Below are 25,961 nucleotides of genomic sequence, written 5' to 3'. Positions count from 1 at the left end.
CCGGCGCTGCAACCTCCGACCTGGTGCGTCCTTCCCATCCTGCGCGACCTCGCTCATTTTTGCCTCCTCGCCAGGACCGCGCCCGGTCCCACACCACCAGTGTGCATTCTGGATTTCGTTAAATCCAGAATTGTGGCCACAAGCCCTATAACTTTCTCCGCCTCGGAGAGTGTGTCGAATGACCATCCTGATTGGTGCGTTATCGAGAATCATTAAACGTGTGTCGATGTGCTCTCTGGTGTCGTTCAGGGCCAGTCTCTAGCAGGGGACTGGCTACCGAGGCAGGGCGTTCGTCGGCAAGACATTTCTGATGTCGGCCACATCCGGAACGACGCCAAGCGAGACTCCGTGATCGATAGGCAGATCGAGTTTGTGGCGGCAGACCGGGAGGGCAAGGGGGGTGCTGTCGTCACATGGGTGAAGACATTGACGACATGGCCCATGCCTCGGCCAACAGTGTTACCTCGTCGAGCGCACCACCGCACCACCGCCCTGCCGCACTGGTTCCTTCGGGCTCCGTGGCCGCTGGGAGATCGGCGACGACATCCAACGGTATGCTCCTCGCCCTTGCCACCAGCATCATCTGCTGGCGGCACCTGCAACGCGCATTGCGTTAGGCTTCTTTCGTGCGCCTGCAGAACCGAAGAGTGGAAGGGGTTACTAGATATGTTGCCCAACTCCAAGGAAGGGTGAGTATTTGGGTGCACTTATACCCTTTGTCTGCTGTGAGGCGAGCGGACGCTTGCCTCATTTCTTCGCTGTAGGTCCGGGGAGGAGAATTGTCTGACACGGATCTTTTGCGTGCCAGTCGAGACGGTGATCAATTTCATTACCACTGGGCGGCTCGTCAGGCGCTTAAACTGCTGCGTCCCGATGCCGATCTGACCGCGATTGCGATCGAGGGTGTATCACCCAACGACACCCGGGGGGAAGATGGCGAGGACGTAATCGACATCGCCGAATACTATGGTGGGACTAGCCTTTTCAACGCCAATCGTGTGGTGTATCGACAGCTGAAGCATTCGACTGCACGGGCCACAGAAGAATGGTCTGTATCGGGTCTCTCGAAGACGGTCAAAGGGTTCGCGGAAAAGTTTAGGCAGATCCGCAAGGAGTCCCCAGGGATCGAAGAAAAGGTGACCTTCGAGTTCCTGTCCAATCGCCCGATCCGTGAGTCGGTACTCCGAGCGATCGGCATTTTGGCAGATGGTGGAGAAGTCGGCGAGTATGCGCACGACGTCAAGTACCTGAGGCAGTATGCGAACTTCTCTGGTGACGCAGCCGGTGAGGCCGCGTTCTTCGGCCGCCTGGAAGTGGATGCCACGGCTCCGGGTCTGTTGCGGCTCGAAGGGTTGTTCCGGCTGGACTTGACTGGCCTTCTTCCCGGTGCTGCCGATGTGCAACCCCTTCTGTTGAAGGAGATGATCACCAGACGAGCGACCTCACTCGAAGCGAACCACGTCGTCGAACGCTCTACCGTGCTTACCGCTCTCGGAGCTTCACCGGAGCATGTGATGCCTGCTCCCAAACTTATCGACGAGCCTGAGCACACGATCCTGACTGAGCAGACGCGTGCGATCGTCGACGACATCATCGGACTCACTGGGCGGCCCGTCGTTGTTCACGCGGCCGGCGGTGTAGGCAAGTCGGTGCTCACGACACAGATCGAACGGAACCTGCCGTCTGGCTCGATCATCCTCGTCTACGACTGCTTTGGGAACGGTAGCTACCGGCGCTCTAGCTCACCACGCCATCAGCATCAGCAAGGATTGGTCCAGCTGGCGAATGAGCTTGCTGCACATGCCCTTTGCGACCCGCTGATCCCGGTCGGCACAGCTCAGCCGACCGACTATGCGAAGGCATTCATGGCCAGGGTCCGGGCCGCTGCAGCGGCTGTCGCGGCCTCCGCTCCAGGGGCGCTCCTGGTTCTTGTCGTGGACGCTGCAGACAACGCGGCGCTCATCGCGAGAGACGGCGGGGAGCGGACCTTTGTCACGGACATGCTGCGGGAGGCCCTGCCGGACAATGTGCGGCTCGTGATGTTGTGCCGTACGGAACGCATCGGTCTGCTGGAACCGCCGCCCAGCATTCACAGAATCGAGCTCAAAGGGTTCGGCATCGCCGATTCCAGGCAGCACCTGGAATCGGTTTTCGGTCCGGTCACGGAGGCGCAGGCGGCCGAGTTCCATCGGCGCACCGGCGGCAATCCCCGGATCCAGGCCCTCGTTCTGGCCACGGCCTCGGACCTCAGGTCCTGTCTGGTCTCTCTCGGCGAAGCGAGGCATCCCGACGACCCTCTGTTCGACGAACTCCTCCAGGGCATGGTGGACCAGTGCAAGGACGCCAACCACCTGAGCACGGAGATCGACCGCCTGTGCGAGGCTCTGGCCGCACTCCGGCCGAGGATGCCCATCAACGTTCTGACCAAGCTATGTAAGGTACCGGCCGCCCTCGTGCACAGCTTCGCGGCCGACCTCGGACGCCCGCTCCTCGTCGACGGTGACACCCTGCAATTCCGCGACGAACCGACCGAGACGTGGTTCCGGACGACGTACCGTCCGACCGGCGACTCCCTGAGTGACTTCATCAACCGGCTGACCCCGCTCGCCGCCGACGAACCATACGTGGCTGCCAGCTTGCCTCAACTGCTCTGGGAGGCCGGCCAGGTCGACACTCTTGTCGAGATGGCGATGACCGACAGTGCCCTCCCCGCGTGCAACGACCTGGAACGGCGGGAGATCGCTCAGCAGCGGGCCCAGTTTGCTCTCAAGGCCACACTACGCGTGGGAAGGGAATGGGAAGCGACCCGGCTGGCTGTCAAGGCCGGTAGTCTGGCCGCTGGCCACTCTCGGCGACTTCATCTGCTGCGATCCAACACCGATCTGGCAGGCCAGTTCCTGGACGCCATCACGATTGAGGACATTGTTGCGAACCGCAGCCTTGTGGGCGATTGGCCTGGCTCCAATCTGCACTACGAGGGTGCCCTTCTCTCGTTCGCCGAAGGCCAGACCGACTTCGCCGGCAGCCGGCTGCGCAGTGCGTCGGAATGGCTCAGGGCGTGGGTGCGGCAGCCTAACGACGATTCGAATCGGCACAGCGTCACCGCCACGGACATCGCCGAAGTCGCCCTCGGACTCCTCAACACCGACGGCGTGGAGGCATGCGTCAGCCACCTTGCTCGCTGGCGGCCCGATTGGGTGAGCTTCGAGGCCGGGGTGATCATTGCCACCCGGCTTGCTGACTCGGGCCGTACAGCAGAACTGGAGCGTCTCGGGCACGCGGCCGTGTCGTTGAAATACCTCCAGTTCGCGGTCGCGTATGCAGCATGGAAGGCCAACATCGTCTGCCAGGCCCCCCTTGCCCGGCGCTTGGTCAGGATGTTGAAGCGCCAGCGCAGACCTGTCTCTGTTCGCTGGTATTCGGCACGCTCAGAAGAAAACAAGGTGCTACCGGCGGTTGTTTGGATTATCGCGATGGGCCTGCGCCACGGACTGCTCCCAAGCGGGGAAGCCGAACGGATCCTGTGTCTGAATCTTCCTGGCAGGTTGAGCAGAGGTGCCGGAAGCCGCTGGGGTCGTGGCACCGACACGATCACGCTGCTGTGCGGCTTCGCGTTGCTGTCAAAGATCCGACTAAAGCCCTTCGACGTGGAAGAGATCGCTGGCGAAGACGTCACAGAAGCGCGAGAGAAGCCCCACGTGCACTCGAGTGCCGTGAACGATCACAAGCGGAACGTCGTGCCCCTCGGCGTCTGGGCGAGACTGTTGATCGACTGCCTTGTCGGAACCGCCAGCGATACGGACAGCCCTTTCCAGGAACTAGTGGCACCCGCCTCATCCCGCTGGGGCCGTGACGAGCTGCCGCACTTCCTGCACAGAGGTATCGCCCGGCTCGGTGTCCGGATCCTCGCCTTTGGCTCCTCCGAGGCGTCGCGCCAAAACATGCTCGCTTGGTACCGAAGTGCTCAGCGGCACCTTCCAGAGAATGTGCTCATCGATGCCGTCCGAGTAGCTGCTGCTGTCGACGAGCTACAGCACATCGCCGTAGAACTCGCCGAGTCGGTAGCCAAGTCGCTCGACCTGGCTCAGGAGAATGCTGAGTCCAAGGCGGAGCAGATGGTGAAGCTCGCTCGAGCCATCCAGCAATTCGACAAAATTGAAGCTCACACCTACTTCACCCAGGCAATCGATCTGACAGACCGTGTGGGCGATGATGCACACGCGTTGTGGCGAGCCCTTATTGCGGTCGCCCACCGGGCATCCGACGGCAATCACAGTGATGAGCGCCGCGCCTATCGCGTTGCGCAAATCACCGAAAGTCTAGAACCCTACCTCGGGGACGCAATAGAGCACTCTGAGGTACTGGCCGCGATGGGCTACTTGAGCGCCACGACCGCGATGACCGTTGCCTCCCGCTGGCGCGACCGCCGTTTCTGTTCACAGGGCCCGATCATCCAGGCGCTGCTCGACGAGGAACCCGGCCCCCTCGCTCCGTCCGCTGTTACCGCTTCGGCGCTGTTGCCGTTCGGCGAGCACCACGTTGACGGCCTCCGTCTCGTCGAGCGAGCACTGCGTGAGACTCCAGGCGACGGCAAGCGCATCGCTGAGACGTTGGGACTATTCCTGCGGGCACGACGCTTCAGCAGTGCCTCCTTCGAACGTCTCGACGCGACCGTCGGCGAACTGGACATCGACCTCTCCGGAACACTGCTCGCCCCTAGCGCACGCCACATTGCCTTCCCGGCATCGCGTGATTACACCTCGGGACGGTGGGCCTCGAATGCGAAGGAGGACGAGGCGCGATTGGCGCGCTCACGGCAGTTCGAAGACGCCCTCGGGGCATGCGACCTCTCCACCGCCGAAGGCTGGGAGCAAGCCCGCCAGATAGTAATCGCGTCGGAGCGCTCGCTGCACATGGAGCAGGTCATAGACCAAGCGGTCACGGTTCCCCTACGCGAACTGGACAACATGCTAGCCGCGTTCCAGGCCAATCCCAACCTCCGCATTTTCGACTACGCGCGAATGGTCAAGAGGCTGGCCGAACTGACGCTGCTGCCGCGGGCGGCACGCCGGCAACTGAGGCATCTCGCGCACACGGCAGCGGCGCGATTCTGCCGGGAGTTGACTACCAAGGTCTACGACCCCCTCGACCTGTCAGAACTCGCCAGGTTGGCCGACGAACCTGATGCGGATCTGCTCGCGACAGCACTTCGAGAACTCGGTTCCCAAGCGGCCGTGCTTCCCCCGGAGGACTGTCATCACCTGGCAGCCCGACTCGTTCCCCGGCTTACCGGCGCCCAGGCGCAGACTGTCCTCGACGATTTCGACACCATGCTGACTGATCTTTCACCCGAGGACTCGGGTGACGGCAGGTTCGCCGACCTTCCCGCTGGACCTACCAGCGCTGCGGAGTGCCTTGCAGGCTACCTGTGGACCGTTCTCGGCGACCCCGAGCACGACGCTAGGTGGCGGGCCGCGCACTGTGTCTGGCTCCTTGCTGAACTCGGCTGCCAAGAGGAACTGGAGGCCCTCCTTCGTTTCGCGCTCGGGACGCTCGATGTGACCCCGTTCCACGACGCCCGTCTGCCCTTCTACGATCGGCACGCCCGCCAGTGGCTGCTCTTCGCCCTCGCACGGGCCGCACAGAATTCTGCGACGCATCAGACACTCGCAGTGTTCGAACCCTTGCTGCGAAAAGTGATCTTCGATGACGAACCGCACGTTGTAATGCAGGAGAGCGCGAAAACGATCTGTATGGCCCTCGACCGGTCCGGTGCGGGAATCCTGGGCGCGGAGGAACTCGCCATCGTCCGCAGGATCAACATCCCGATGAAAATCCTCACAGAGTCGTGGGTGGAACGTGCGGCAAGAAGGCGAAATGGCAAAGAGGAGGAAACCTATGAATCCGAACCAGACAACTTCCACTTCTTCTGGGACTTCAAGGATATCTGGTGCAAGCCCCTCGGTGAAGCCTTTGGGATTCCTGAGGAGGCCGTCTTGCGTCTCGCCGGTCAAGCGATCACGGGCACTTGGGGGCTTCCCTACCGTGGCACCCACGAGGACGACCCGCGCCACACTCTCAGGCTTTACAGAGAAGGGAGCACCTTCTCCTACCGTACGACCCGGCCGGAGGCCGAAGACCTGGACTTCTATCTCTCGACTCACGCCTTGTGGACCGTGGCCGGGGAGTTGCTCAAGGATCAACCCGTATACAAGGATAGCGATGCGGACCTGGACCAGTTCACCTACTGGCTTCGCGATTTCCATGTCACCCGCGACGACGGCAGATGGCTTGCGGACCGTCGAGATCCCTCACCACAGAGCGTCCTGATAGGAAGGGACAATTTGGACGCTGGCTGGGTCTGGCGGTTGAACAGCAGGCACTTCAGCGAACGTCTCATTTCGGATGACGGATGGATCAGAGTCTGGGAAAGCTCCGATGATGCAGGCTATGAAGCTGCGCAGAGCGTCCTGATCCGCAGTGCTCTCGTCACTCCTGCGAGGGCCAGGGCACTGGTACTCGCCCTGCAGACGGCCCCTTCGTACATGGGCTACCGCATTCCCAACGCCGATGACAGCGACTACCAGTTCGACGTCCCAGGCTTCCAGTTGACCGGCTGGATCGTCGATCCTGACCGACATGATGGGATCGACAGTAAAGACCCACTGGCCGCAGGAATAAAGTACCCGCCCTATATGCCCTCTGATGAATTCATCGATCTGTTCGGTCTACAACCGGACGCAGATATGCGCGAATGGACCCGAGGCGGTGGTATCGCTCTCCGTAGCACTTACTGGACAGATACGTCAGCGACCAGTTCCGACCGCGTGACGGGAACCCAAGGCCAACGGCTGGAAATTCAGCCCAACGCCCTTCAAGAATTGCTGAATCTGACCGGCCGTAGCATGATAATTGAAGTGATGATCGACCGCACTCACAAAGAACACGAGCAGAGCTACACGACGAGGTTCCACCAAGACGATGACGAATCCCTCCCGCCGCGCGAACGGTCCTACAAAATTTACCTCTTCGATGAATCCGGAAGATGCGAAGAACTTTGAGCGGACCCTCGAACTTGGCAAGGAAATAGCCAACGATCTCTCCGACAGTGATGTCCTAGGCCGCTGGATGGCACATCACATCGGCGCCCTGATCGTTCAGGCGGAGAACGCCACGGGGGCAGAGGCGAACGGCATACGGCGCGAAGCGATGACCGCCATCCTCGCGCTCTGGAACCACCGGAGCGTATTCTCCTCACCGACACAGCCCCTGGACACATTCGAGCCCGTGTTCAGAGCATTGGAGCGGCTGAGCGAGCCGCAAGATCCCTGGAGCTTCTACCGGATGTTCCAGCCTGGGCGTGAACCCAGTGAGGACGACATGGTCGGGGCACCGCTACTTCGGATCGCGCTAGAACTTGAGGAGACCGTCCGCAGCGTCACACGAGAGATCGTCGCCTTCGCTGCCCAAGAGGCTGCCGACAAGGAGGCCAAATGGCTGAAGCTCTCGGAGCATCTCGAAGTGGACGAGCAACGAGCGGCACGGGACGCCCTCCTTCGGTTGGCACGCACCATTAAGACGTACACCGATGGTGACGATGGTGATCCGGCCACAGGCGCACGGCTCCCGAAGCTGATTGCGGCTCTGCAACATGCCGGGTCGCAGCTCGCAGACGCTCGGGTGGCCCTCGAAGGGGGTCTGCCCGCAGTGCCCTTGGAGAGTAAACCGGACGGGCCAGCTTAGGTGCGTTTCACGATCAGGTGCAGGTTTATAGCGCGGTCCGTAACCTTCTCCATAGTTGTATCCGCCTGAGAAGGGAGTAGCCGCGGGGCCGGGGCAGGTAGAGCATCCTTAGCAAGGTGCTCAGGGCGCCATCCGCCACTGCTCGGTACCCATACGAGGGGCGCTCCACGTTGCCCGTGACCTCGTCGGTGCGGTCGAGGCCAGCAGTGAGCGCAGACCCACTTCCTGGACAGCGACGAAACTGAGCAGCACGAAGAGTCGTCGTCACGAAGTGTGTTTGGTGGCTGGTCGCCCGGGTTAGAGGTCGAGGACGCCAGCCTTGATCTGGGTGAGGAGAGTCGCCAGGACAGCGTGGGACAGGGGCAGGTGCGGGCCGTCTGGGTCTTTGGAGTCTCGGATGCCTATGACTCGGGCTTCGAGTTCGGCTAGCTGGACGCAGTTGCCTTCCCTGGTGTAAGTCGACGTCCTCCACGCCACGCTCTTCGACGTCCTCGCGGCATCCATGCGCGGACGTTAGCTTGCTGTGGAACCCCTTGACCAGAGCTGCATGGGCAGGAGAGTCTCCTAGACGAGATGCCTCTCTTCGCCTCACCATCGATGACGGAGGCCGTCATGGCGCTACGGTTGCTGGCGATCGACCCGAACACGCAGGGCGGAAACTGCCTGGCTGTCCACCTCGATGAGGACACCGGCGACATCCTCTTCCAGGGCTGGACCGAGGTGGCCCCGCAGGTGCTCGCCGAGGCGGAGAGGAACAGTCCTCTCGCTCCTCACGAGAGTCTGGTGAGGTTCCCGGCCCGGATGCGGGAGACCATCTTGGAGGCGCTACGTGACGACGCCGAGACCTGACGATCTCGATGCAGAGGACTTTGCCGCGCTGTTCGCCACGGTGCGGCGGACGGCGGTTCACCTCGAACTGAGGGACGCATACACGCCCAATGACCCGCTGTTCCTGCGCTGGCTGGACGGTCGTGTGACCTCCGCCGACATCGCCGAGCATGAGCACGAGTGGGCCGAGATCGTGCGGACTGCGGTGGGACGCGGCGTCACCATGCGCCGTGTCCGGGTCGTCTCTGAGCCTCTGGCCCCGTTCACCCGATTCGAGTACGACGGGGCCGGCGCGCTCAACGAGGCGGCTGGCGAGCAGGTCCGTTGGTTGCCCCGCCGGCAGGCTATCGGCCTGTGCTTGCCCGCCAATGACTATTGGGTGTTGGACGATCGTCTCGTTCGATTCGGCTACTTCTCTGGCGTCGGGAATTACCTTGGCGCAGAACTGACCGACGATGCGGCGGTGGCGGAGCAGTGCGGTAGCGCTTTCGAGGCAGCATGGGAGCGAGCGATTCCGCATAAGGACTACTGCCCGCAGTAGCCGATTCGACACTGACACCGTGCCTTCACCCCAGTACCCGGCCGTTCAAGCGGCCCGGCAGGCCCTCGCAGACCGCCTGCGCGAGATCCGCCTGAACTCCGGGATCAAGACCAAGTACCTTGCCGAAGCCGCCGGATGGGACAGGTGGAAGGTCGGCAAGATCGAGCATGCTCAGCGGGCGCCGACCGTCGCCGACATCAGGGCCTGGTGCCACATCTGTGACGCCGATGACCAGTGCGAAGACCTCATAGCGGCTCTGCAGTCCGCGGACTCTGCCTATGCGACCTGGAAGCGGCTCCAGCGAGGTAAAGGCGGCCTGAGGCGGCTCCAGGAGAGCCGCCTCGCCCTGTACGAGGGGGCCTCCACTGACTGGACGTACTGCTCTCAGGTCGTGCCTGGCCTTCTCCAGACTCGGGATTACGTCACCGAGTTGCTCACTCTCATCTCTCGCCGCTCAGGCGGGCCCGACGACGACGTACCAGGAGCGGCTGCCGTTCGCATTGACCGGCAGCGTGTTCTGTGGCGGCCCGGTCGCAAGTTCCTGTTCCTGATGGAAGAGGCGGCGCTGTATTACCGCCTCGGTGAACCACAGGTAATGGTCAACCAGCTCTCGCACCTGGCGAACATCACAGCGTCCGCGATCCCTTCGGTGGCGCTGGGAGTGCTCCCCTTCTCTCGCGCGCGTTCGCAGTGGGTGTTGGAGAACTTCACCGTGTTCGACGGCAACAAGGTGGAGGTGGAGATCCTGTCTGCCCTGGTCACCATCACCGTGCCGGGTGAGGTCTCCCTGTATCTGGCTGCGTTTGAAGATCTTTACCGCTCTGCCGTCTTTGGAGACGAGGCGGGGAGGCTGATCGAGGCAGCGGCCGACGCCTACCGCTGAGGTTGTCTGCCTCCTTTTGCCTCTCTTCTGGTGCAGAACCCTCGCCGCAAGTCAGTGTCGTGTGACACGAGGCCCGCTGTCTGGTGTGGCACAGCAGAACGGGCCCGGTACCGACTCGGGAGTCACCGATGACGACAGCAGCGCAGGAGACGCGGAAGATCCTCATGGATCACGAGTTCCTCTCAACACCAGCGACAGTGGGCATCGCCCGCCGTGCGGCGGTGCGCGCTCTCGTCGTGTGGGGGCTCTCCGAGAGACAGGCCGAAGACTTCGAGTTGGTGGTGTCCGAGCTGGTGACGAACGCGGTCACACAAGCAAGCCACAAGAAGATCCGTGTCCGGATCTGCGAAGAGGTCGTCAACACACTCACCGTCGAGGTCTGGGACTCCGTCCCGGCATCGCCCCAGCACAAGTCTCTACAGCTCGACGCCGGGAACGGGCGTGGGCTCTTCATCGTGAAGATGCTTGCGGCCCACACCGGCTGGCGGCCCGCCGACGAAGGCAAGTGGGTCTTCGCCGTTCTGGAGGTACTTCCCAATGTCTGAAAGCACCGCAGTCGTCGCAGGCGAAACCCTCGTCTCCGTACAGGCCGCCTTGGAGATCGCCCATGGCGCCTACGAACAGGCGATGGTGCAGCACGGCATGCTGCCGCCTCCATCAAGGCCATCCGAGCGCTGGCCGAACAGAACATCCAGGAACTGGAGAACGAGGAGTAGTCCTCGCACCGACACCTTGGGCTCACGGCGGTGGAACCGCGAACTGGTTTCTTCACTCCCCGTCTCAGCTGATTGCCGTGAGCCTCGGCGCGCGGGTCCCGGCGGTCGATGCCGCGACCGAGCGCCCCTGAACTCCGCGGCCTGGGCCAGCAGGCGCGCACCCGGGTCGCGGAACCACACATCAGGCGCGCCGCTGGAGGTCACGATGACCATCACCACCACTGAACGGGCGGCCACGGTCGCCAAGGACCCTCGCGACCTGGTGACGCTGGAGCAGTTCCAGGTCATGGTCGACGACGTGGTCACCTTCGACAAGGTCACCCGTCCTTACGCCGAGCGCGGCGTCGAGCAGTTCCTGGTCTTCCTCAAGGCGTGGGGCGACACCATGGCCGAAGTCGGCGGCGACCCGCGCGCCTGGGTGAAGTTCGCGCCGTCGCCCGCCGTCGACAAGATCTGGCACCGCTCGATGATGCGCACCCGCACCTTCGCCGAGGTATGTGGCCGGGTCGCGGGCCGGTACATGCACCACCTGCCGATCATGGACGAGGACATCCGGTCCGGGCAGGCGTCCGAGCGCGGCCTGGCAGCGATGCGTGGCACCGGGTACAGGGTCGATCTGGAATGGTGGACGGACGGCGAGTCCTGCTGCCCGGAGAACTGCGCGCAGCCACCTCACACCGCCTGATTCGACGACGGGGATTGATCAATGCGTAGCGACTGGTCCGCACTGCCGTCCGAGGTGCTCGGGGCGATTACGGCGCACACCGGGCCGATCCACGGGGTCGAGCCTGCGCCCGCTGGCAATCACGCGGACATCGCCGCGACCGTCCACGCGGGCAGCGGGCGGTTGTTCGTCAAGGCTGCCCGCAAGACCGAGCCGGACACTGATGGCCCAGAGGTCCGGTCCCTGCGCTGGGAAGCCGCGATCAATCCCCACGTCACCGAGTACGCCCCCCGCCTTCACTGGATGGTGGAGGCCGGGGGGTGGCTCGTCTTGGCCTTCGAGCACGTCCAGGCTCGCCACGCCGACTACACGCCGGGTTCGGCGGACCTGGACGTCTTGACTAAGGTCATCGACGGCCTCCAGGCTCACCCAGTCCCGCCGGTGCTCGAACGCAAGCGCGTCGAGCGACGCTGGGAGGCGATGGCCGACGTCACCATGCTCGCTGGCGACACGATGCTGCACGCCGATCTGAACCCCGCCAACGTGCTGGTCGGTGACGATGGGACGGTCTACCTGGTGGACTGGGCGTTCGTCGGCCGTGGTGCCGCGTTCCTGGAGCTGGCGTTGCTCGTTCCCTGGCTGCTGAAGGCCGGGCACACGCCCGCCGAGGCGGAGGCATGGCTCTCCCGATTCCCCGTGTGGACGAACACCGACCAGGCGACCATCGATCTGTTCAGCCGCGTCTTCGCCGACAAATGGAAGCTCAACCTTGCCGCCAATGACGCCGACTGGGCGAGAGAGCACGCCGAGGCCGCCCGGCAGTGGGCTGATCATCGGCTGGGGGATGGGCGGTAACGACCTACGCGCGGACGGGTCGATCTTCGGGCGAGAGGTGGAAGCGTTGCTGTCACCAGTCCCCACGGTGCTGGACCTTGCTTCCAATGACCTGAGCCATCGACTGGATGGTTGGCCACAGCCGCCGGGGCGGCTTCGCATCTCTGAGAAGCCGTCACGCTTGTTCGTCGGTCGCGCTACTAGGCGGGCTCGTTGGGCTGGTCTGGCCGGCTGCGGAGTTTGGTGAGTTGGGCTGTGAGGTCGCGGACGCGGTTCTGCAGATCCTGGTGGTCGGCGGCTAGGGAGTCCAGTGCTGCTTCGGCGCGCTGTGCGCGGTGGCGTGCTTCTTCCAGAGCGGTGGTCAGTTCCGTGATGCGCTGCTCGTTAACGCTTCGCAGTTCGGTCAGGTGCGCGGTGGTCTCGGCGTGAACTCGGTCGGTTGCGGCTTTCGCTTCGGCTTCGCCTCGTCGGGCTTGGGAAATCGCGTTGTCGGCATCTTGCACGGCTTGGATGGCGCGTTGTTCGGCTTTACGGCTGGCCTGCTCGGCTTGTTGGCGGGCCTGGTCGGCTGTGTCGCGCTGGGCAGAGAGTTCTGTGGCGGCCTTGCGCGCCTTTTCGGCGGCTTCTTCGGCTTGGTGGCGGCGTTGGGTTTGGCGGGCGAGTGCTTCTTGGGCCTGCGCGATCTGCTGGGTCGCCTCGGCGCGGATGGCCTGGATCTCAGCCTCGGCAGTTTGGGTGTCGGTGATGTGCTCCATCGCGGACTGGAACTCGGCGAGGCTGTCGGCCAGCACGGCGACGAGGGTTTGCACTTGGTCTCGAGCCTGTGAGGCCGTAGTGACTGAGTCGGTGAACGGACTCTTGGGGGCTGGGCGACCGTTGGTCGAGGTGGTGCCGGATGGAGGGTTGCGGGCCTTGTACGCCGTGGAGGCTGTGTGAACGAGTCTGCCGTCGGCGTCGGTCAGGTCGCAGTAGCGCGGCTTGTTGCCTGATCCGGGTTTGGCCGGGCGGCGGGGGCGGGTGCACCCGGGAAATGTGCATGTCGGTGTTCCCGCGTCTGCATCGGAGCCGCTTGATGGAGCACTGGTCGGTGTGGTGGGTGACTCCGGCGTGCCACTCAGTCCATCAGCCATTTCATTCCATTTCGTGTGCGCGTGGCAAAACGATTCCGGGGCCTGGTCGCCTTCGGCGGCGACGTGCCAGGCGGGGCCGGTGCTTCACGGAGCCGGTCACGCTGGTGGCTCGGTGAGGTGTGCTTGGACTTGTTGGGTTTTGGCTTGTCCGATGTGGAGGGCTCGACGGGGGCGCGGATGCTCGGGCGGCGTCCTGCGGCGATGTCGTCGGCAAACAGCGAGCGTGTTTGAACCGCAAGTGCATCGGTGGCGGTGTCCGGCCCAGCGCTGTCGCCGGGTTCCGCCGGGTAGGCGCTGACGGCGGGTTCAGGTACGGCGGGTACGAGCGGGTGCGGCCCGGGTACGGAGGGGTTCGGTGGCGTGTTGCCGGGTGTGTGACTGCCTCGGATGAGTGTCATCAGTAGTTCGTAGATGAGGACGAGTGCGAGGGCGGGCCAGCCGGCGATGATGGCCCCGATAGGGCCGTGGGCGATGCCGTGGGCGATGTTGGCCAGCACGCTGGCGGTGATGCCCAAGCCGAGCGTCCATCGGGCCAGGTTGGGGATCTTGTTGCCGCGGCGGGTGGCGTCCAGCATGGTCATGGAGGCGGCGAAGATCAGCCCGTCGACGGTGATCGGCATGACCACGGCGGTCGCGTGGTCTTCGCCCTTGGCGCGGATGAGCTCGTAGGCGTGCCGGTAGGACACGTAGGCGGCGACGGCCGCGACCACGATGACTACGGTGGTCGTCGAGATCCGGATCATCCGGTCGCCTACGGGTACGCGGTGCGGGGTTGCAGGGGCGTGAACCCAGTTCGCGACGCGGCGGGTGTTGTCGTGCCCGCTGTGCTCGTCTGCTGAGCTGGCGGTGTGGTCGGGGTGCTGGTCTCGGAGTGCGATCGTCATCAGATGCCTGTTGCCTCGTCGATACGCATGTGAGGGGACGGCGGTTAGCGGGCGGCTCGGCTGCGGGTCTTGGCCATGGCGTCCAGTGCGGTCTCATCGGCGTCTGGGAGGGTGTGCAGGTAGCGCCTGGTGGTGGCGATCGAGCCGTGGCCAAGGCGTTCCTTGACGACCTGGAGATCGGCGCCACCGGCAAGGAGCCAGGACGCATGCGCGTGGCGCATATCGCGCATCGTCGGCCGGAAGTCCAGTCCGGCGGCGGTCACGGCGGGTACCCAGATCTGTCGCCGGAACCAGTCACGAGAGATGTGCCCGTCGGCGTCGGACGCTCGGGTGCGGGGCTTGCGTGGCTCGTCCTTGCCGCTGCTGCGGCGCTGGGCGCGGTAGAGGGCGAAGGCTGCTCGGCAGTGGTCGCAGCGGCAGGGGCCGGAGTTGTAGGCCGACAGGGTGCCGTGCTTATAGCGGCGGCCCTTGGCGTTCGGTTCGGTCCAGCCCAGCTCGTCCCGGTCTGGGACGACGCGCAGCTGCGGTCTGGTTGATGCGCGTTCGGTGACGGAGAACAGCAGATCGTCGGAGCTCAAGCCGTGCGAGGTGATGTGCTGGGCCAGCTTGTCGACGATCTGGGTGCTGAGCTTGAAGCGGCGGAAGTCGTGGTCCTTGGGGTAGCCCTTCACCTGGAACCGCTTTCCATCGGGGTGGAATTTGGGGTTGAGTTCGACCACGGTGCGGCTGACGGTCAGGATCCGGAACCGGACGTTGAGGTCGCGGACGCGGAGTTCAGCCAGCTCGCCCCAGCGCAGGCCGCTTTCGATTTCGGTCTCGGCGAGCAACCAAAAGTCCTCGGTTGGCAGATGGTGGTACAGGTCGTCGAACTGCTCCGGGGTGATGATCTGCAACGGCTTCCGGGGCACGGGTGGGGTCTTGACGCCATGGCAGGCGTTGAGGAAGACCACCTGGTCGTCCAGCGCGGTGGCCAGGATCGCCGACAGGATCATCTTGTTGTTCCGGATCGTGGCGGGGGTGACGCCCTGCTGCTTGAGCTTTGTGATCCACTCGCGGACGTGTTCGGGCAGGATGTCGATCATCCTCATGTCGCCGAACTCGGGCATTACGTGCTTGCCGATGGAGTAGGTGTAGCCCTCGCGGGTGCTGTGCTCCATCTGATGGTGCGGAAGCCAAGTCTCCTCGACGTACTTGCGGAACTTCTGACGGCCACGGGCGGGGTCACCCACGCGGCCCTCGGCGAGCTTCGTCTCGGCGGCCTGCCAAGCTCGGTCGGTGTCCTTCTTGCTGGAGAAGGTTCCCGCCGACCGCAGCCGTCCGCAGCCGTCGATGTAGCAGGCGGTGTAGCGGTACTTGCCGGCTTGTTGCGGCGCTTTTTCGCATATCCCACGGCGGGGGGGCTCCCAGGTCGATCATTCGTCCGTGATTCGTCCGCGGAAAGGGCGCTACTAATGAGCACTGTCGGACATTCACGAGCACGGCGATCATGTGCTCTACCTGGGAGAATACCTGGAGAAAATGGCATCGCCTGGGACCGACTTGAACGCCGCACGCGTCTCAAAACCCAGAGGTCGCAGGTTCAAATCCTGCCCCCGCTACGGTTCCTGGGGTCCGTGTGGTCGTGCGCTTTTGGCGCACTTCCCCGCGGGCCCCTTCGCCATTCCCGGGGGGCGACCCCCCGGACCCCCCGATGTGGGGGGCTCCGCCCCCCACGCCCCCCTCGGGGCTTCGCCCCTTGCCCCCTGGGCTTCGCCCCTCGACCCCTTGTGGGGCTCTGGGCCTTACTCCCCTCTTGGGGGTCTGCTGGGCGGGCTTATCTTTTTCTTGTGCGGAATCTTGTTGCTGGTGGGCTGGATGTGTGCGGTGTGCTCGCCTTCGTCGCCATCGGGCGGGCCTCCCATGACGAGGCGGGGAGCGTGACGGGGTTCGCGACCACCGCGTGGCCGTTCCTGGTGGGGCTCGTGGCGGGGTGGGGAGCCTTGCGGGCCTTGGCGGCGGGCGGACGGGGTGGTGCCCGTGGGGGTCGGGGTCTGGCTCGTGACCGTGGCCGTGGGGATGGTGCTGCGGGTGGTGTCCGGGCAGGGGACGGCCTTCGCGTTCGTGGTCGTCGCTCTCGCCTTCCTCGCGCTGGTGCTGCTGGGGTGGCGGTTGGTGGCCGGTCGTGTGTCGCCGCGGCGGGATCGACCGTTTGCCTGATCACACCGCCGCTGTTCCAGGACCGGGACGACGATCTGGCCGTAGGCGTCGGCGGCCAGGGCCTTCTGGGGGATTTCGAACACCGCGCTGCTCACCCAGGGAAGATGTCGAGGGCGCGTTCGCCGTCCATTCCGCGGGTGACGCCGGCCCGGCTTGATCTACGCCCGGTGGCGTAGCCGCGGAGCCTCCCTGGCGACGACGACGGGGCGCGCGTCCCCCTCCGACGATGGTCGTGTCGTGACCAGCCGTCGTGAGGAACCGATCATGTACGTCGCCTCGTCCACCTACCGCAGGCTCGCCGCAGCGGGGCTGGCGGCCGCCGCCGTGGCCATTCCGGTACAGATCGCCGGGGGAATGGACTACCCGGTGGTCCCGCCCGGGCTGCTGATCCTCACGGCCGGGGCGCTGGTCGCCCTGCTCGTCCGCCCGAAATGGGCGCTCGCCGTGCCGACGCTGATCGCGGTCTTCCTGTCGTTCGGCGCGGTGGTCAATGACAACGCGCGGGACGCCCTCGGCGACCCTGGGGACTTCCTCGCCTTTGCCGGCACCATCCTTCAGTGCGCCGGGCTGGTGGCGGGCCTGGTCTTCTGCGCGCTGTCCCTGACCGAGCGCGAACCCGCCGCCTGACCCGGTGACGAGGCCGACTACGTCAACTCGGCGCCCCCGATCGCCCTAGGGCCGGTCAGGGGTGAAGAGCTCGGCGGTGGCGGTCAGCTCCAGTGCGGCCCCGCTCGCCGTGGCCAGCGGGCCGAGGGCGATACCGCCCGCGGCGAGCACGCGCCCGTCGGCCAGGCCGACGGCCGCGAAGTCCCAGCGGCCCACGCTCAGCCCTCCCGCGATGCCCCAGGTCCGCGCGGCCGGGTCGTAGATGAACGTCGCCCGGTAGCCGACGTCCACGCACCCGGTGTCGGTGCCGCCCACCACCAGGACCTTCCCGGACGGCAGCGGCACGGCGCGGTGGAAGCTCAGGGCCCACGGCATGTCCTCGGACGCGCTCCACCGCCCGGTGGCCGGGTCGAAGCGCTCGGTCGAGGACATGCTGTACGGGCTGTAGTCCCAGTCCTGGAAGATGCCCTGACCACCGCCGGTCAGCAGCACCGAACCGTCCGGCAGCGGTGCCGCCTCCGCGCTGATCCGCGGCGTGAGGAGGTTCCCGGTCGGCTTCCACGTCCCGCTCGCGGGGTCGTAGATCTCGCAGTGGGAGATGCCGGCGGCGTCGTCCCGGGTGACGATCACCATGCCGCCGGCCGCCAGCACCCGGCCGTCGAGCAGCGACACGGCGGGGTGCCCGGTCCGGGCGCCGGTCATCGGACCGGTCTCGGACCAGGTGCCGGTGTCGGGGTCGAACAGCTCGGCCGAGTCCAGCGTCCGGTAGGACTCGTCGTCGCGGACCGAGGTGCCGCCCGCGACGAGCACCCGGCCGTCCGGCAGCAGGTTCGCGGAATGGAAGTAGCGAGCCTGACCCATGCTTCCCGTCGGCGTCCACGTTTCCGTGGACGGATCGTAGATCTCGGCCGACGCGAGTTCGCCCGGCGGAACCGAGAACGTCCCGCCGATCCCGCCGGCGGCCAGGACCCGCCCGTCCGCGAGGCGGGTGAGCGTGTGCAGCCTGCGGGTCGCGGTCAGCGCCCCGGTCGGCCTCCAGGCGTTGGTGCCCGGGTCGTACACCGACGCCTCGCCGAACGCGTTGCGCCGTGCGTCCTCCCCGCCGGCCAGCAGTACGGTGCCATCGCCCAGCAGCACCGCCGTGTTCGTGGCCAGCCACGTGGCCTTCGGCAGTTCCCCCGCCGCCGACCACCGGCCTGGGACCACCCCTGCCGCGAGCCCCCGCGCCGCGCCCGTCGCCCCCGTGATCATGATGTGACAACCCCCTCATGAGTCCGCTGCGTGTCCACCTGGTTCAACGGGTCCGCCGAGCAGGCCCGCCCTGTTTCCCCTACGACCACGAGTCTCGGCCACCGAGCGGCTCGGTGGACATCCCGAACACCGGGGATTGACATCACGACCAGGCTGTTCTCACCTCCCCCAGGGGTCAGTGGAGCATCGAGGCGGCGCCCGTCGCCAGGAAGAAGATGAGCGCCGCGAGGAGCCAGCGCGTCGCCACGCGGAGCCTCCTGTACCGATACGCATGCAAACGCCCGCACCGCCATAACTCGGCGAGCGCGAAGTCGAGGAGGTCGTCGGCGGACGCTCTCGTCACCCGTTGCCTGAAGCCGTCGAAGGTTTGCGAGGTCTCGCCGGTCTCGGAGTAGCAGTACAGGAACGCGGAGGGTGTGTCCGGCTCCCCGAACTGGCGTTGCCAGTTCCGAACCGACATCAGTGTCAACGCGGCATTGCTGACGGAGACGACGACGCAGGCGAGCGCCGCCATGGCGAGCGTTATGAGGAAGGCGTCCGTTCTCTGGCTCCGTAGCGACAGGGCGACCCCGGCGATCACGAGGGCGTTCGTGCTGAGCACCGTGCCCGCGCGGGCGGCCACGCCGGCTCGCAGCTGGTCGCATCGCGTGAGGTGCCAGTGCACCGTCTTGAGCTGTTCCTCGACGGTTGGAGCCGCGCGCGAGCTTGAGGATCGGGAGGGATCGATCGGTGGAGAGACCATTGCAGATGGACTCCTTACTGTCCGATAAGGCGCCTTTCTTCGGACGGTGGGCGGGCGGTTCCAGGTTCCTCCGGCGGTCTGGTGCGTCTGGTACGGGAGTGTTGGCATAAGTTGGGAATTACGGACACCATGTCGTTGACGTTGTGAGGGGTCGACGATGCCGTCTGTTGCCAGCACGCTGTTCCGCCTGGGTGCCCGGCTGGGCTCCACGGCGCAGAACGCCCTTGAGGTCGCCCGGTTCGGCGGGTTCGACACCGACGAGGACGCGTCGCCGTGCGAGGTGGTGACCGAGCAACGGGTGTACCGGCTGCGGCACTACTTCCCCGGGACGGGGGACGGGCCCGTGATGCTGCTCGTCCCACCGTTGATGATCACGGCGGAGGTGTACGACATCTCCTCGCGGGTCAGCGCGGTGGGGGTGCTGCGGCGGCTCGGAGTGGATCCGTGGGTGGTGGATTTCGGGGCCCCGGAGCGGGAGCCCGGCGGGCTGGAACGGACGATCACCGACCATGTGCTGGCGGTCGACGACGCGGTCGACCGGATCCGCAGGATCACCGGACGGGACGTCCACCTCGCCGGGTACTCGCAGGGCGGGATGTTCGTGTACCAGGCGGCCGCGTACCGGCGGGGTGAAGGCATCGCGTCGGTCGTGACGTTCGGGAGCCCGTCCGACACGAGCGTCGGCCTGCCGTTCGGGTTGCCGGGCTGGCTCGCGGCGGAGGGGATCGAGCGGATCCCCGACCAGCTGCTCGGGGCCTTCGCGGTGCCCGGCTGGGTGACGCGGATGGGGTTCCAGCTGCTCAGCCCGGTGAAGTCGGTGCGGTCGCGGGTCGAGTTCATCTTGCAGCTGCACGACCGGGAGCGTCTCGCACCGCGTGAGCGGCAGCGGCGCTTCCTGGAGCGGGAGGGCTGGGTGTCGTGGCCGGGGCCGGCGCTGGCCGAGTTCGTCCGCCAGTTCATCCAGCACAACCGGATGCTCACGGGCGGGTTCGTCATCGGCGACCGGCTGGTGACGCTGGCCGACATCACGTGCCCGGTGCTCACGTTCGTCGGCGAGGTGGACGAGATCGCGCCGCCGCCGATGGTCCGCGGCATCCGCCGGGCCGCGCCGCGCGCGCAGGTGTACGAGGCGGCGCTGCGGGCGGGGCACTTCGGGCTGGTGGTCGGGGGCCTGGCGATCGGGCAGACATGGCCGGCGGTGGCCGGGTGGGCGAGGTGGCGGGAAGGCGAGGGAACGCTGCCGGACATCGTCGCGCCCGTCGCCGGTGACGAGGAGGCCCCGCCCGCCGGGCTGCCGGGCGGTCCGGCGGGATACGGGCTCCAGCTTGCGATGGGAGTCGGGGCCGGCGCCGCCCGGCAGGCATTCATGACGGCGGCGCGTGCGGTGCGGGGGACGCGCCAGCTCGCGGGGGAGGCCGCGCAGAACCTGCCGCGGCTCGCCCGGCTGGAGCGGATCAGCTCCGATACGCGCATGTCGTTGGGCCTGCTGCTGGACGAGCAGGCCGCGCGTATGCCGGACGAGGTGTTCTTCCTCTACCAGGGGCGGGCGCACCGGCACGCCGCGGCCAAGAGCCGCATCGACGCGGTGGTGCGCGGCCTGATCCACATCGGTGTCCGGCGGGGCGAGCCGGTGGGCGTGCTGATGGGCACCCGGCCGACCGCGCTCGCGCTGGTGGCGGCGCTGAGCCGGCTCGGTGCGGTCGCGGTGCTGCTGCGGCCGGACGGGGATGTGCCGGCGGAGGCGCGCCTGGGGCAGGTCACGCGGGTGATCGCCGACCCCGAGCACGCCGGGCGCGCGGCGCGGCTGGACGGCGTCCGGGCTTATCTGCTCGGTGGGCGCGGTTCGGGCGAGCGTGACGAGTTGACGGACATGGAGCTGATCGACCCCGAGCAGGTCACGCTCCCCGGCTGGTACCGGCCCAACCCGGGGCGGGCCGGTGACCTGGCCTTCGTGGTATTCACCGGAGACGGCGAGCACCTGCGTGCCAGCCGTGTCACCAACCGCCGGTGGGCGCTGTCGGCGTTCGGCACCGCCTCGTCGGCGGCGCTGTCGCCGGCGGACACGGTGTTCAGCATCACCCCGATCCAGCATCCGTCCGCGCTGCTGATGAGCCTCGGCGGCGCCGTCGCCGGTGGTGCCCGGCTCGCCCTGGCCAGCGCCTACGACCCCGAGACGTTCTGGGACGAGGCACGCCGCTACGGGGTGACCGTCGCGTCCTACACCTGGACGCTGCTGCGCGACCTCGTGAACGCGCCGCCGCATCCGGGGGAGCGGCACCATCCCGTCCGGCTGTTCATCGGGTCGGGTATGCCGCGCGGGCTGTGGCGGCGGGTCGAGGAGCGGTTCGCCCCGGCGCGGGTCCTGGAGTTCTACGCCTCGACCGAGGGCGAGACGATCCTGGTGAACCTGAGCGGGAGGAAGCCGGGCTCGCTCGGCCGCCCGATGCCGGGGAGCGCGCCCGTCAGGCTCGCCCGCTACGACCTGGAGAGCGGCCGTCTCGTCGAGGGACCGGACGGGTTCGCGGTCGAGTGCGAGCCCGGCGAGATCGGGATGCTGCTGGCACGCGTCCGGTTGTCGGCGCTGGGCGCGGTGCCGTTCGAGGGCGGGCGGCCTCCCACACCCCCTGTCGGGGGGTGGCGCCCGATGCGGAGCGTGTTCGCCCCCGAGGACGCCTGGACGATCACCGGGGATCTGTTCCGCCGCGACGCCGACGGCGACTTCTGGCTGGTCGGACGGGACGCCGAGCTGATCCGGACGGCGGAGGGCATCGTCCCGCCGGGCCCGATCAGGGACGCGCTGGGCGACCTGCCCTGCATCGACACGGTCGCCGTCTACGGCATCCCGGACGGGGACACCGAACTGGCCGCGGCGGCGGTCAGCCTGCGCGGCGGCCCGTCGGCCGGGCGGCGTTCGCCCGGACCTCGTTCCCCCTCACGGGAACCCCTCAGGCCGATCGACCTGACCGAGGCGCTGCTGCGGGTGGAGCCCGCGCTGCGACCCGCGATCGTCCGGGTGGTGGACGAGATCCCCGTCACGGCCGGGTGGCGGCTGCGGACCGCGCCGCTGCGCGAGGAGGGCGTCCCCGCGGGCGGCGACGGACGCACCTATGCCCGGGACGGGACCGGCGTGTACCGTCCGCTGATTCGGGCCGATGAAATGGGCGGATAAGTCTGGACTTACAGTGACCGGCTGCGTTACAACAAAGCACAGAATTCGCTCATCTGTTGCACGGCCGGAGGGTTCATGACGAGCGTTCTCGCGTCGCCGCCGGAGGGCAGCGGGCTGAAAGCCGTCCCCGGCGTGCCCGGCATCCCCTATATCGGCAACACCCTCCAGGTGATGCGGAACCCCTTCGGCTACGCGCGCAAGCGCTACGACGAGTACGGCGCGGTCTCCTGGGGATGGCTGCTCGGCCAGCGGACGGTCACGGTGCAAGGCCCGGAGGCCGCCGAGGTCGTGCTGGTCAACCGGGACAAGGCGTTCGCCAACGGCCCCGCCTGGAGCTACTTCATCGGCCCGTTCTTCCACCGCGGCATTATGCTGCTGGACTTCGACGAGCACCTGCACCACCGCCGGATCATGCAGCAGGCGTTCACGCAGGCGCGGCTCCGCACGTACATGGACGCGATGGCGCCCGGCATCGTCAGGGGGCTGGAGGCGTGGGAACCCGGCCGCGGCTTCACGGTCTACGACCACGTCAAACAGCTCACCCTGGACCTCGCCGCGGATGTGTTCATGGGCGTCGAGCTGAGCCGGGCCGAGCGCGGCCGCGTCAACGGCGCGTTCGTCGACGCCGTTCGGGCGGGCACGGCCTACGTGCGCTTCCCCGTCCCGGGGCTGCGCTGGCACAAAGGGCTTCAGGCCCGCAAGGTGCTGGAGGAGTTCTTCCACCGGCACCTGCCCGCCAAGCGCCGCGACGGCGGAGACGACCTGTTCGCCGCGCTCTGCGAGGCCGAGACCGACGACGGCCACCGGTTCTGCGACGAGGACGTCGTCAATCACATGATCTTCGCGCTGATGGCGGCGCACGACACCACCACGATCACGCTGACGACGATGGCCTACCACCTGGCCAGGTTCCCCGACTGGCAGGAACGGCTGCGCGAGGAGTCCCTCGCGCTCGGCGGACCCGAGCTCGACCACGCCGACCTGGACTCCCTCACCGGCATCGACATGGTGATGAAGGAGTCGCTGCGGATGGTGGCGCCCGTCCCGGCGCTGCCCCGCAAGGTCGTCAAGGACACCTCGATCCTCGGCTTCCACATCCCCGAGGGCACGACCGTCGTCGTCCCGACGCTCACCAACCACCACATGGCCGAATGCTGGCCGGACCCGGAGCGCTTCGACCCCGAGAGATTCGGACCCGAGCGCCGCGAGGACAAGGTCCACAAATACGCGTGGGCGCCGTTCGGCGGCGGAGCGCACAAATGCATCGGCCTGTACTTCGCGGGCATGCAGGTGAAGGCGATCCTGCATCAGATGCTGCTGCGATACCGCTGGAGCGTCCCGGCGCGGTACGAATGGCCACTGGACACCACGTCCCTGCCCTCGCCGAAGGACGGGCTGCCCGTCCGGCTCGACCGATGGGAGAACACGTGAGCAAGGTCGTCGCCATCACCGGGGCGGCGCGCGGCATCGGCCTCGCGACCGCCCGCGCGCTGAAGGCACGGGGCGCCACCGTCGTCATCGGCGACATCGACGACGCCGCCGTGCGGGAGGCCGGCGCGAGCCTGGGCGTGGAGGCGCTCGCCGTGGACGTCGTCTCCCGCGCGTCGTTCACCGACTTCCTCGACCAAGCGGAGGGGACGGCCGGACGCCTGGACGTGCTGATCAACAACGCGGGGATCATGCCGATCGGTCCGGTCACCGGGGAGAGTGACGCCGACACCCGCCGTTGTATCGACGTCAACGTGCACGGCGTGATGCTCGGCACCAAGCTCGCCCTCGACCGGATGCTGCCGCGCGGCCGCGGCCACGTGATCAACATCGCCTCGCTGGCGGGCGTCCTGCCCACCCCCGGCCTGGCCCTCTACAACGCCAGCAAAGCCGCCGTGGTGGCCTTCACCGAGGCGACGCGTCTGGAGGTCCAGGGCAGGGGCGTGCACGTCAGCGCCGTCCTGCCGACCTTCACCAACACCGAACTGATCGCGGGCACGCGCAGCCCGAAGGGCGGGACGAACTGCGAGCCCGAGGAGGTCGCCGCCGCGGTCGCCCAGCTCATCGGACGCCCGCGCCCGCAGACTGTCGTCCCGAGGCGGCTCGGCGCGCAGATCCGGCTGGGCACGCTGTTCCCCGACCGGCTCAAACAGGCGATCTCGCGCCGGTACGGGCTGGACACGATCTTCCTGGACTATGACCCGGAGGCCAGGAAGAACTACGACGCCCGGATCCGCTCTTGTTGATTGCAGTTCCCTTGGCGGTCGGGCCCTGGGGGCCCTTCCTTCGGCGGGCACTGCGGCGATCGCTGCATCGCTTTCGACTCGCCCTAGGGGGCTCGCTTCGCGATCAGGTTCTCGCTCCGCTCGCACCTGGCTTCGCACGCGATCGCTGTGTTGATTGCAGTTCCCTTGGCGTCGGGCCTTGGGGGCCCTTCCTTCGGCGGGCACTGCGGCGATCGCTGCATCGCTTTCGACTCGCCCTAGGGGGCTCGCTTCGCGATCAGGTTCTCGCTCCGCTCACACCTGGCTTCGCACGCGATCGCAACGTGGTGGTTGTTGGTTCCTGGGGTTACGGCGTGCGCGGGTTCGGGCTGGTCAAACCGGCCGGGTTCGGACAGTGGTGGTGGTGCGGGAGGTGACTGCCCGCATCCGGTCGTGAGCATTGCGGGGAGGCGGGGGATCTTGTCTTCTTGGCTGCGACCGTCGCCCATCCCCGCTTCAGGAGTCCGGATGACCACTGGTCCCATCAGCCGCCGTACCGCACTGTTAACCGGCGCCGCCGCTGCGCTGTCGTTGCCTCTCGCCCGTCCGGCGGCAGCGGCCGTTCCCATGTGGCGGAACGTTCCGCTGCCCGAGCCCGCGGCCCCGCAGACGCTGGGGCAGCTCGCCGCGACCGGCCCGCGCGACATCTGGTTGCTCGGGGCGGAGACCGGGCTCGAAGGGGCGCTCCTGCTGAGGTGGAGGGGACACGGTTGGACGCGGTCCGTGCTGCCGGCAACGTTCGGTGTCGGCGGGAACCTGTTCGCGGCGTCGGGGCCCCGCAGTGCCTGGACGCTGCGAACCGACTGGGGATCGGCCTCCCACTGGGACGGGACGCGGTGGAACGAGGTGGAGCGCCCGCTCCAGCGGGGTGGTGAGTCGCTGTCGGCTGCGCCCGGCACGACGGCCTGGGCGGTCATGGAGAACTACCGGGAGCAGGACTATCCGGTCCTACGCTTCGAGAAGGGGGCCTGGGCTCGGCAGACGCTGCCGCTGGACCGTTTGGACGAGCCCAAGCTCGTGTCCGTGGGCTCGTCCCGCGATATCTGGGTTGCCGTAAAGACCTTCAGTAGCCGGCCGTACACCCTGCGGTGGGACGGCCGGAACTGGACGAAGATCCCGAACACCCCGCCGACCGACGGCGCCCACGAGATCACAGAGATCCTGCCCCTCGGGCCCCGCCGCGCATGGGCCTACCGCCGGGGCGGCGCCGTGCCCAACCACCAGACGCTGCTCCGCTGGAGCGGCGGCGAGTGGGAGAACATTCCGGTGCCCGAGTGGCTCGACTACGAACCGCATCTGGCCTCCGATGGCCGCGGCGGCGTCTGGCTCGGCACCAGCAACGGAGTCGGCCGGTCCAAGTACCTCCGCTACAACGCCGGTGAGTGGACGTCGGCGGAGGGGCCGGTGCGGGGTTCCGAGGACCGGGTGTTCGTCAGCAACATGCGGAACGTGCCCGGCACGACGACGATCCTGTCCGTGGTTCAGGCGGGGGGAGAGTCGTTCGTCGAACGGCTGAGGTGAT

The 25,961-nt window shown here is 66.8% G+C and carries 20 protein-coding genes and 1 pseudogene; 15 read left to right on the top strand and 6 right to left on the bottom strand.

What is annotated here, in order from left to right:
- Positions 1 to 779: 779 nt before the first annotated feature.
- On the top strand, positions 780 to 7,061 hold the full coding sequence (locus tag AMA02S_RS10180; protein WP_157430493.1) for an ATP-binding protein: 6,282 nt from the start codon (positions 780 to 782) through the stop codon (positions 7,059 to 7,061).
- Complete coding sequence (locus tag AMA02S_RS10175; protein ID WP_157430492.1) at positions 7,033 to 7,743, top strand: hypothetical protein; 711 nt, start codon at positions 7,033 to 7,035, stop codon at positions 7,741 to 7,743. Before AMA02S_RS10180 ends, AMA02S_RS10175 begins: the two co-directional genes overlap by 29 nt.
- A 297-nt stretch (positions 7,744 to 8,040) precedes the next feature.
- Here the strand turns inward: AMA02S_RS10175 and AMA02S_RS40070 are convergent, their stop codons facing one another.
- Positions 8,041 to 8,247 carry a DUF397 domain-containing protein gene (locus tag AMA02S_RS40070; RefSeq protein ID WP_084264955.1) on the bottom strand — a complete coding sequence of 69 codons (207 nt, stop codon included), beginning with the start codon at positions 8,245 to 8,247 and terminating at the stop codon, positions 8,041 to 8,043.
- A 93-nt stretch (positions 8,248 to 8,340) separates the two neighbouring features.
- On the opposite strand from AMA02S_RS40070, the gene AMA02S_RS10170 reads away from it, so the two are divergent.
- The 6 genes from AMA02S_RS10170 (at position 8,341) to AMA02S_RS10145 (ending at position 12,230) form a co-directional block, all read left to right on the top strand.
- Positions 8,341 to 8,592 carry a hypothetical protein gene (locus AMA02S_RS10170; protein WP_084264954.1) on the top strand — a complete coding sequence of 84 codons (252 nt, stop codon included), beginning with the start codon at positions 8,341 to 8,343 and terminating at the stop codon, positions 8,590 to 8,592.
- Positions 8,573 to 9,112 carry a DUF6879 family protein gene (locus AMA02S_RS10165; RefSeq protein WP_218004902.1) on the top strand — a complete coding sequence of 180 codons (540 nt, stop codon included), beginning with the start codon at positions 8,573 to 8,575 and terminating at the stop codon, positions 9,110 to 9,112. Before AMA02S_RS10170 ends, AMA02S_RS10165 begins: the two co-directional genes overlap by 20 nt.
- A 19-nt stretch (positions 9,113 to 9,131) precedes the next feature.
- On the top strand, positions 9,132 to 9,995 hold the full coding sequence (locus AMA02S_RS10160) for a helix-turn-helix domain-containing protein (protein WP_067455292.1): 864 nt from the start codon (positions 9,132 to 9,134) through the stop codon (positions 9,993 to 9,995).
- Positions 9,996 to 10,123: 128 nt separating this feature from the next.
- Positions 10,124 to 10,540: an ATP-binding protein gene (locus tag AMA02S_RS10155; RefSeq protein ID WP_084264952.1), complete on the top strand. Its 417-nt coding sequence runs from the start codon at positions 10,124 to 10,126 to the stop codon at positions 10,538 to 10,540.
- A gap of 376 nt (positions 10,541 to 10,916) precedes the next feature.
- Complete coding sequence (locus tag AMA02S_RS10150; RefSeq protein WP_067455289.1) at positions 10,917 to 11,396, top strand: glycine-rich domain-containing protein; 480 nt, start codon at positions 10,917 to 10,919, stop codon at positions 11,394 to 11,396.
- A 21-nt stretch (positions 11,397 to 11,417) separates the two neighbouring features.
- Positions 11,418 to 12,230, top strand: a complete 813-nt coding sequence (locus tag AMA02S_RS10145) for a phosphotransferase (RefSeq protein WP_067455286.1) — start codon at positions 11,418 to 11,420, stop codon at positions 12,228 to 12,230.
- 179 nt (positions 12,231 to 12,409) lie between these two features.
- Here AMA02S_RS10145 and AMA02S_RS41555 read toward each other — a convergent pair whose 3' ends face one another.
- From AMA02S_RS41555 to AMA02S_RS10130, 3 genes are all read right to left on the bottom strand, one after another.
- Entirely contained in the window at positions 12,410 to 13,000 is a 591-nt protein-coding gene (locus tag AMA02S_RS41555) for a hypothetical protein (RefSeq protein ID WP_157430491.1), read from the bottom strand.
- 323 nt (positions 13,001 to 13,323) lie between these two features.
- On the bottom strand, positions 13,324 to 14,223 hold the full coding sequence (locus tag AMA02S_RS10135; RefSeq protein WP_067455280.1) for a DUF2637 domain-containing protein: 900 nt from the start codon (positions 14,221 to 14,223) through the stop codon (positions 13,324 to 13,326).
- A gap of 44 nt (positions 14,224 to 14,267) precedes the next feature.
- Positions 14,268 to 15,554: a tyrosine-type recombinase/integrase gene (locus AMA02S_RS10130; protein ID WP_281181871.1), complete on the bottom strand. Its 1,287-nt coding sequence runs from the start codon at positions 15,552 to 15,554 to the stop codon at positions 14,268 to 14,270.
- 120 nt (positions 15,555 to 15,674) lie between these two features.
- Between AMA02S_RS10130 and AMA02S_RS44955 the strand changes: the two are divergent.
- The 3 genes and pseudogenes from AMA02S_RS44955 to AMA02S_RS10120 all read left to right on the top strand — a co-directional run.
- A pseudogene (locus tag AMA02S_RS44955) lies at positions 15,675 to 16,148 on the top strand (hypothetical protein); the annotation flags it as partial.
- A gap of 91 nt (positions 16,149 to 16,239) precedes the next feature.
- Complete coding sequence (locus AMA02S_RS44950; protein ID WP_369688382.1) at positions 16,240 to 16,419, top strand: DUF3054 family protein; 180 nt, start codon at positions 16,240 to 16,242, stop codon at positions 16,417 to 16,419.
- Between the two features lie 237 nt (positions 16,420 to 16,656).
- Positions 16,657 to 17,046 carry a hypothetical protein gene (locus AMA02S_RS10120; RefSeq protein ID WP_157430490.1) on the top strand — a complete coding sequence of 130 codons (390 nt, stop codon included), beginning with the start codon at positions 16,657 to 16,659 and terminating at the stop codon, positions 17,044 to 17,046.
- 45 nt (positions 17,047 to 17,091) lie between these two features.
- Here AMA02S_RS10120 and AMA02S_RS10115 read toward each other — a convergent pair whose 3' ends face one another.
- Positions 17,092 to 18,276 (bottom strand): Kelch repeat-containing protein, encoded by a 1,185-nt coding sequence (locus tag AMA02S_RS10115; protein ID WP_067455271.1) that lies wholly within the window; start codon positions 18,274 to 18,276, stop codon positions 17,092 to 17,094.
- A gap of 175 nt (positions 18,277 to 18,451) precedes the next feature.
- Positions 18,452 to 18,940, bottom strand: coding sequence for a Pycsar system effector family protein (locus AMA02S_RS10110; RefSeq protein WP_067455269.1), 489 nt, complete (start codon positions 18,938 to 18,940; stop codon positions 18,452 to 18,454).
- 235 nt (positions 18,941 to 19,175) lie between these two features.
- Between AMA02S_RS10110 and AMA02S_RS10105 the strand changes: the two genes are divergently transcribed.
- From AMA02S_RS10105 to AMA02S_RS10090, 4 genes are all read left to right on the top strand, one after another.
- Complete coding sequence (locus AMA02S_RS10105; RefSeq protein ID WP_067455266.1) at positions 19,176 to 22,187, top strand: AMP-binding protein; 3,012 nt, start codon at positions 19,176 to 19,178, stop codon at positions 22,185 to 22,187.
- 75 nt (positions 22,188 to 22,262) lie between these two features.
- The gene (locus AMA02S_RS10100) at positions 22,263 to 23,618 is read left to right on the top strand and encodes a cytochrome P450 (RefSeq protein ID WP_067455263.1); all 1,356 of its coding nucleotides are present in this window, start codon (positions 22,263 to 22,265) and stop codon (positions 23,616 to 23,618) included.
- Entirely contained in the window at positions 23,615 to 24,421 is an 807-nt protein-coding gene (locus AMA02S_RS10095) for an SDR family oxidoreductase (RefSeq protein ID WP_218004901.1), read from the top strand. Before AMA02S_RS10100 ends, AMA02S_RS10095 begins: the two co-directional genes overlap by 4 nt.
- Positions 24,422 to 25,006: 585 nt before the next feature.
- The gene (locus AMA02S_RS10090; protein ID WP_067455257.1) at positions 25,007 to 25,960 is read left to right on the top strand and encodes a hypothetical protein; all 954 of its coding nucleotides are present in this window, start codon (positions 25,007 to 25,009) and stop codon (positions 25,958 to 25,960) included.
- The last annotated feature ends 1 nt before the right edge of the window (position 25,961 follow it).

The sequence above is a fragment of the Actinomadura macra NBRC 14102 genome, from assembly GCF_001552215.1.
Lineage (GTDB): Bacteria > Actinomycetota > Actinomycetes > Streptosporangiales > Streptosporangiaceae > Spirillospora > Spirillospora macra.
Note: the sequence above shows the minus strand (reverse complement) of the source record. Positions and strands in the feature narration are given on the sequence as shown.

Coding starts and splice junctions, on each gene's coding strand:
- AMA02S_RS10170 (WP_084264954.1), top strand. CDS start 8,341: ATGACGGAGGCCGTCATGGCGCTACGGTTGCTGGCGATCGACCCGAAC.
- AMA02S_RS40070 (WP_084264955.1), bottom strand. CDS start 8,247: ATGGATGCCGCGAGGACGTCGAAGAGCGTGGCGTGGAGGACGTCGACT.
- AMA02S_RS10155 (WP_084264952.1), top strand. CDS start 10,124: ATGACGACAGCAGCGCAGGAGACGCGGAAGATCCTCATGGATCACGAG.
- AMA02S_RS10090 (WP_067455257.1), top strand. CDS start 25,007: ATGTGGCGGAACGTTCCGCTGCCCGAGCCCGCGGCCCCGCAGACGCTG.
- AMA02S_RS10175 (WP_157430492.1), top strand. CDS start 7,033: ATGAATCCGGAAGATGCGAAGAACTTTGAGCGGACCCTCGAACTTGGC.
- AMA02S_RS10145 (WP_067455286.1), top strand. CDS start 11,418: ATGCGTAGCGACTGGTCCGCACTGCCGTCCGAGGTGCTCGGGGCGATT.
- AMA02S_RS10100 (WP_067455263.1), top strand. CDS start 22,263: ATGACGAGCGTTCTCGCGTCGCCGCCGGAGGGCAGCGGGCTGAAAGCC.
- AMA02S_RS10135 (WP_067455280.1), bottom strand. CDS start 14,223: ATGACGATCGCACTCCGAGACCAGCACCCCGACCACACCGCCAGCTCA.
- AMA02S_RS10105 (WP_067455266.1), top strand. CDS start 19,176: ATGCCGTCTGTTGCCAGCACGCTGTTCCGCCTGGGTGCCCGGCTGGGC.
- AMA02S_RS10115 (WP_067455271.1), bottom strand. CDS start 18,276: ATGATCACGGGGGCGACGGGCGCGGCGCGGGGGCTCGCGGCAGGGGTG.
- AMA02S_RS10150 (WP_067455289.1), top strand. CDS start 10,917: ATGACCATCACCACCACTGAACGGGCGGCCACGGTCGCCAAGGACCCT.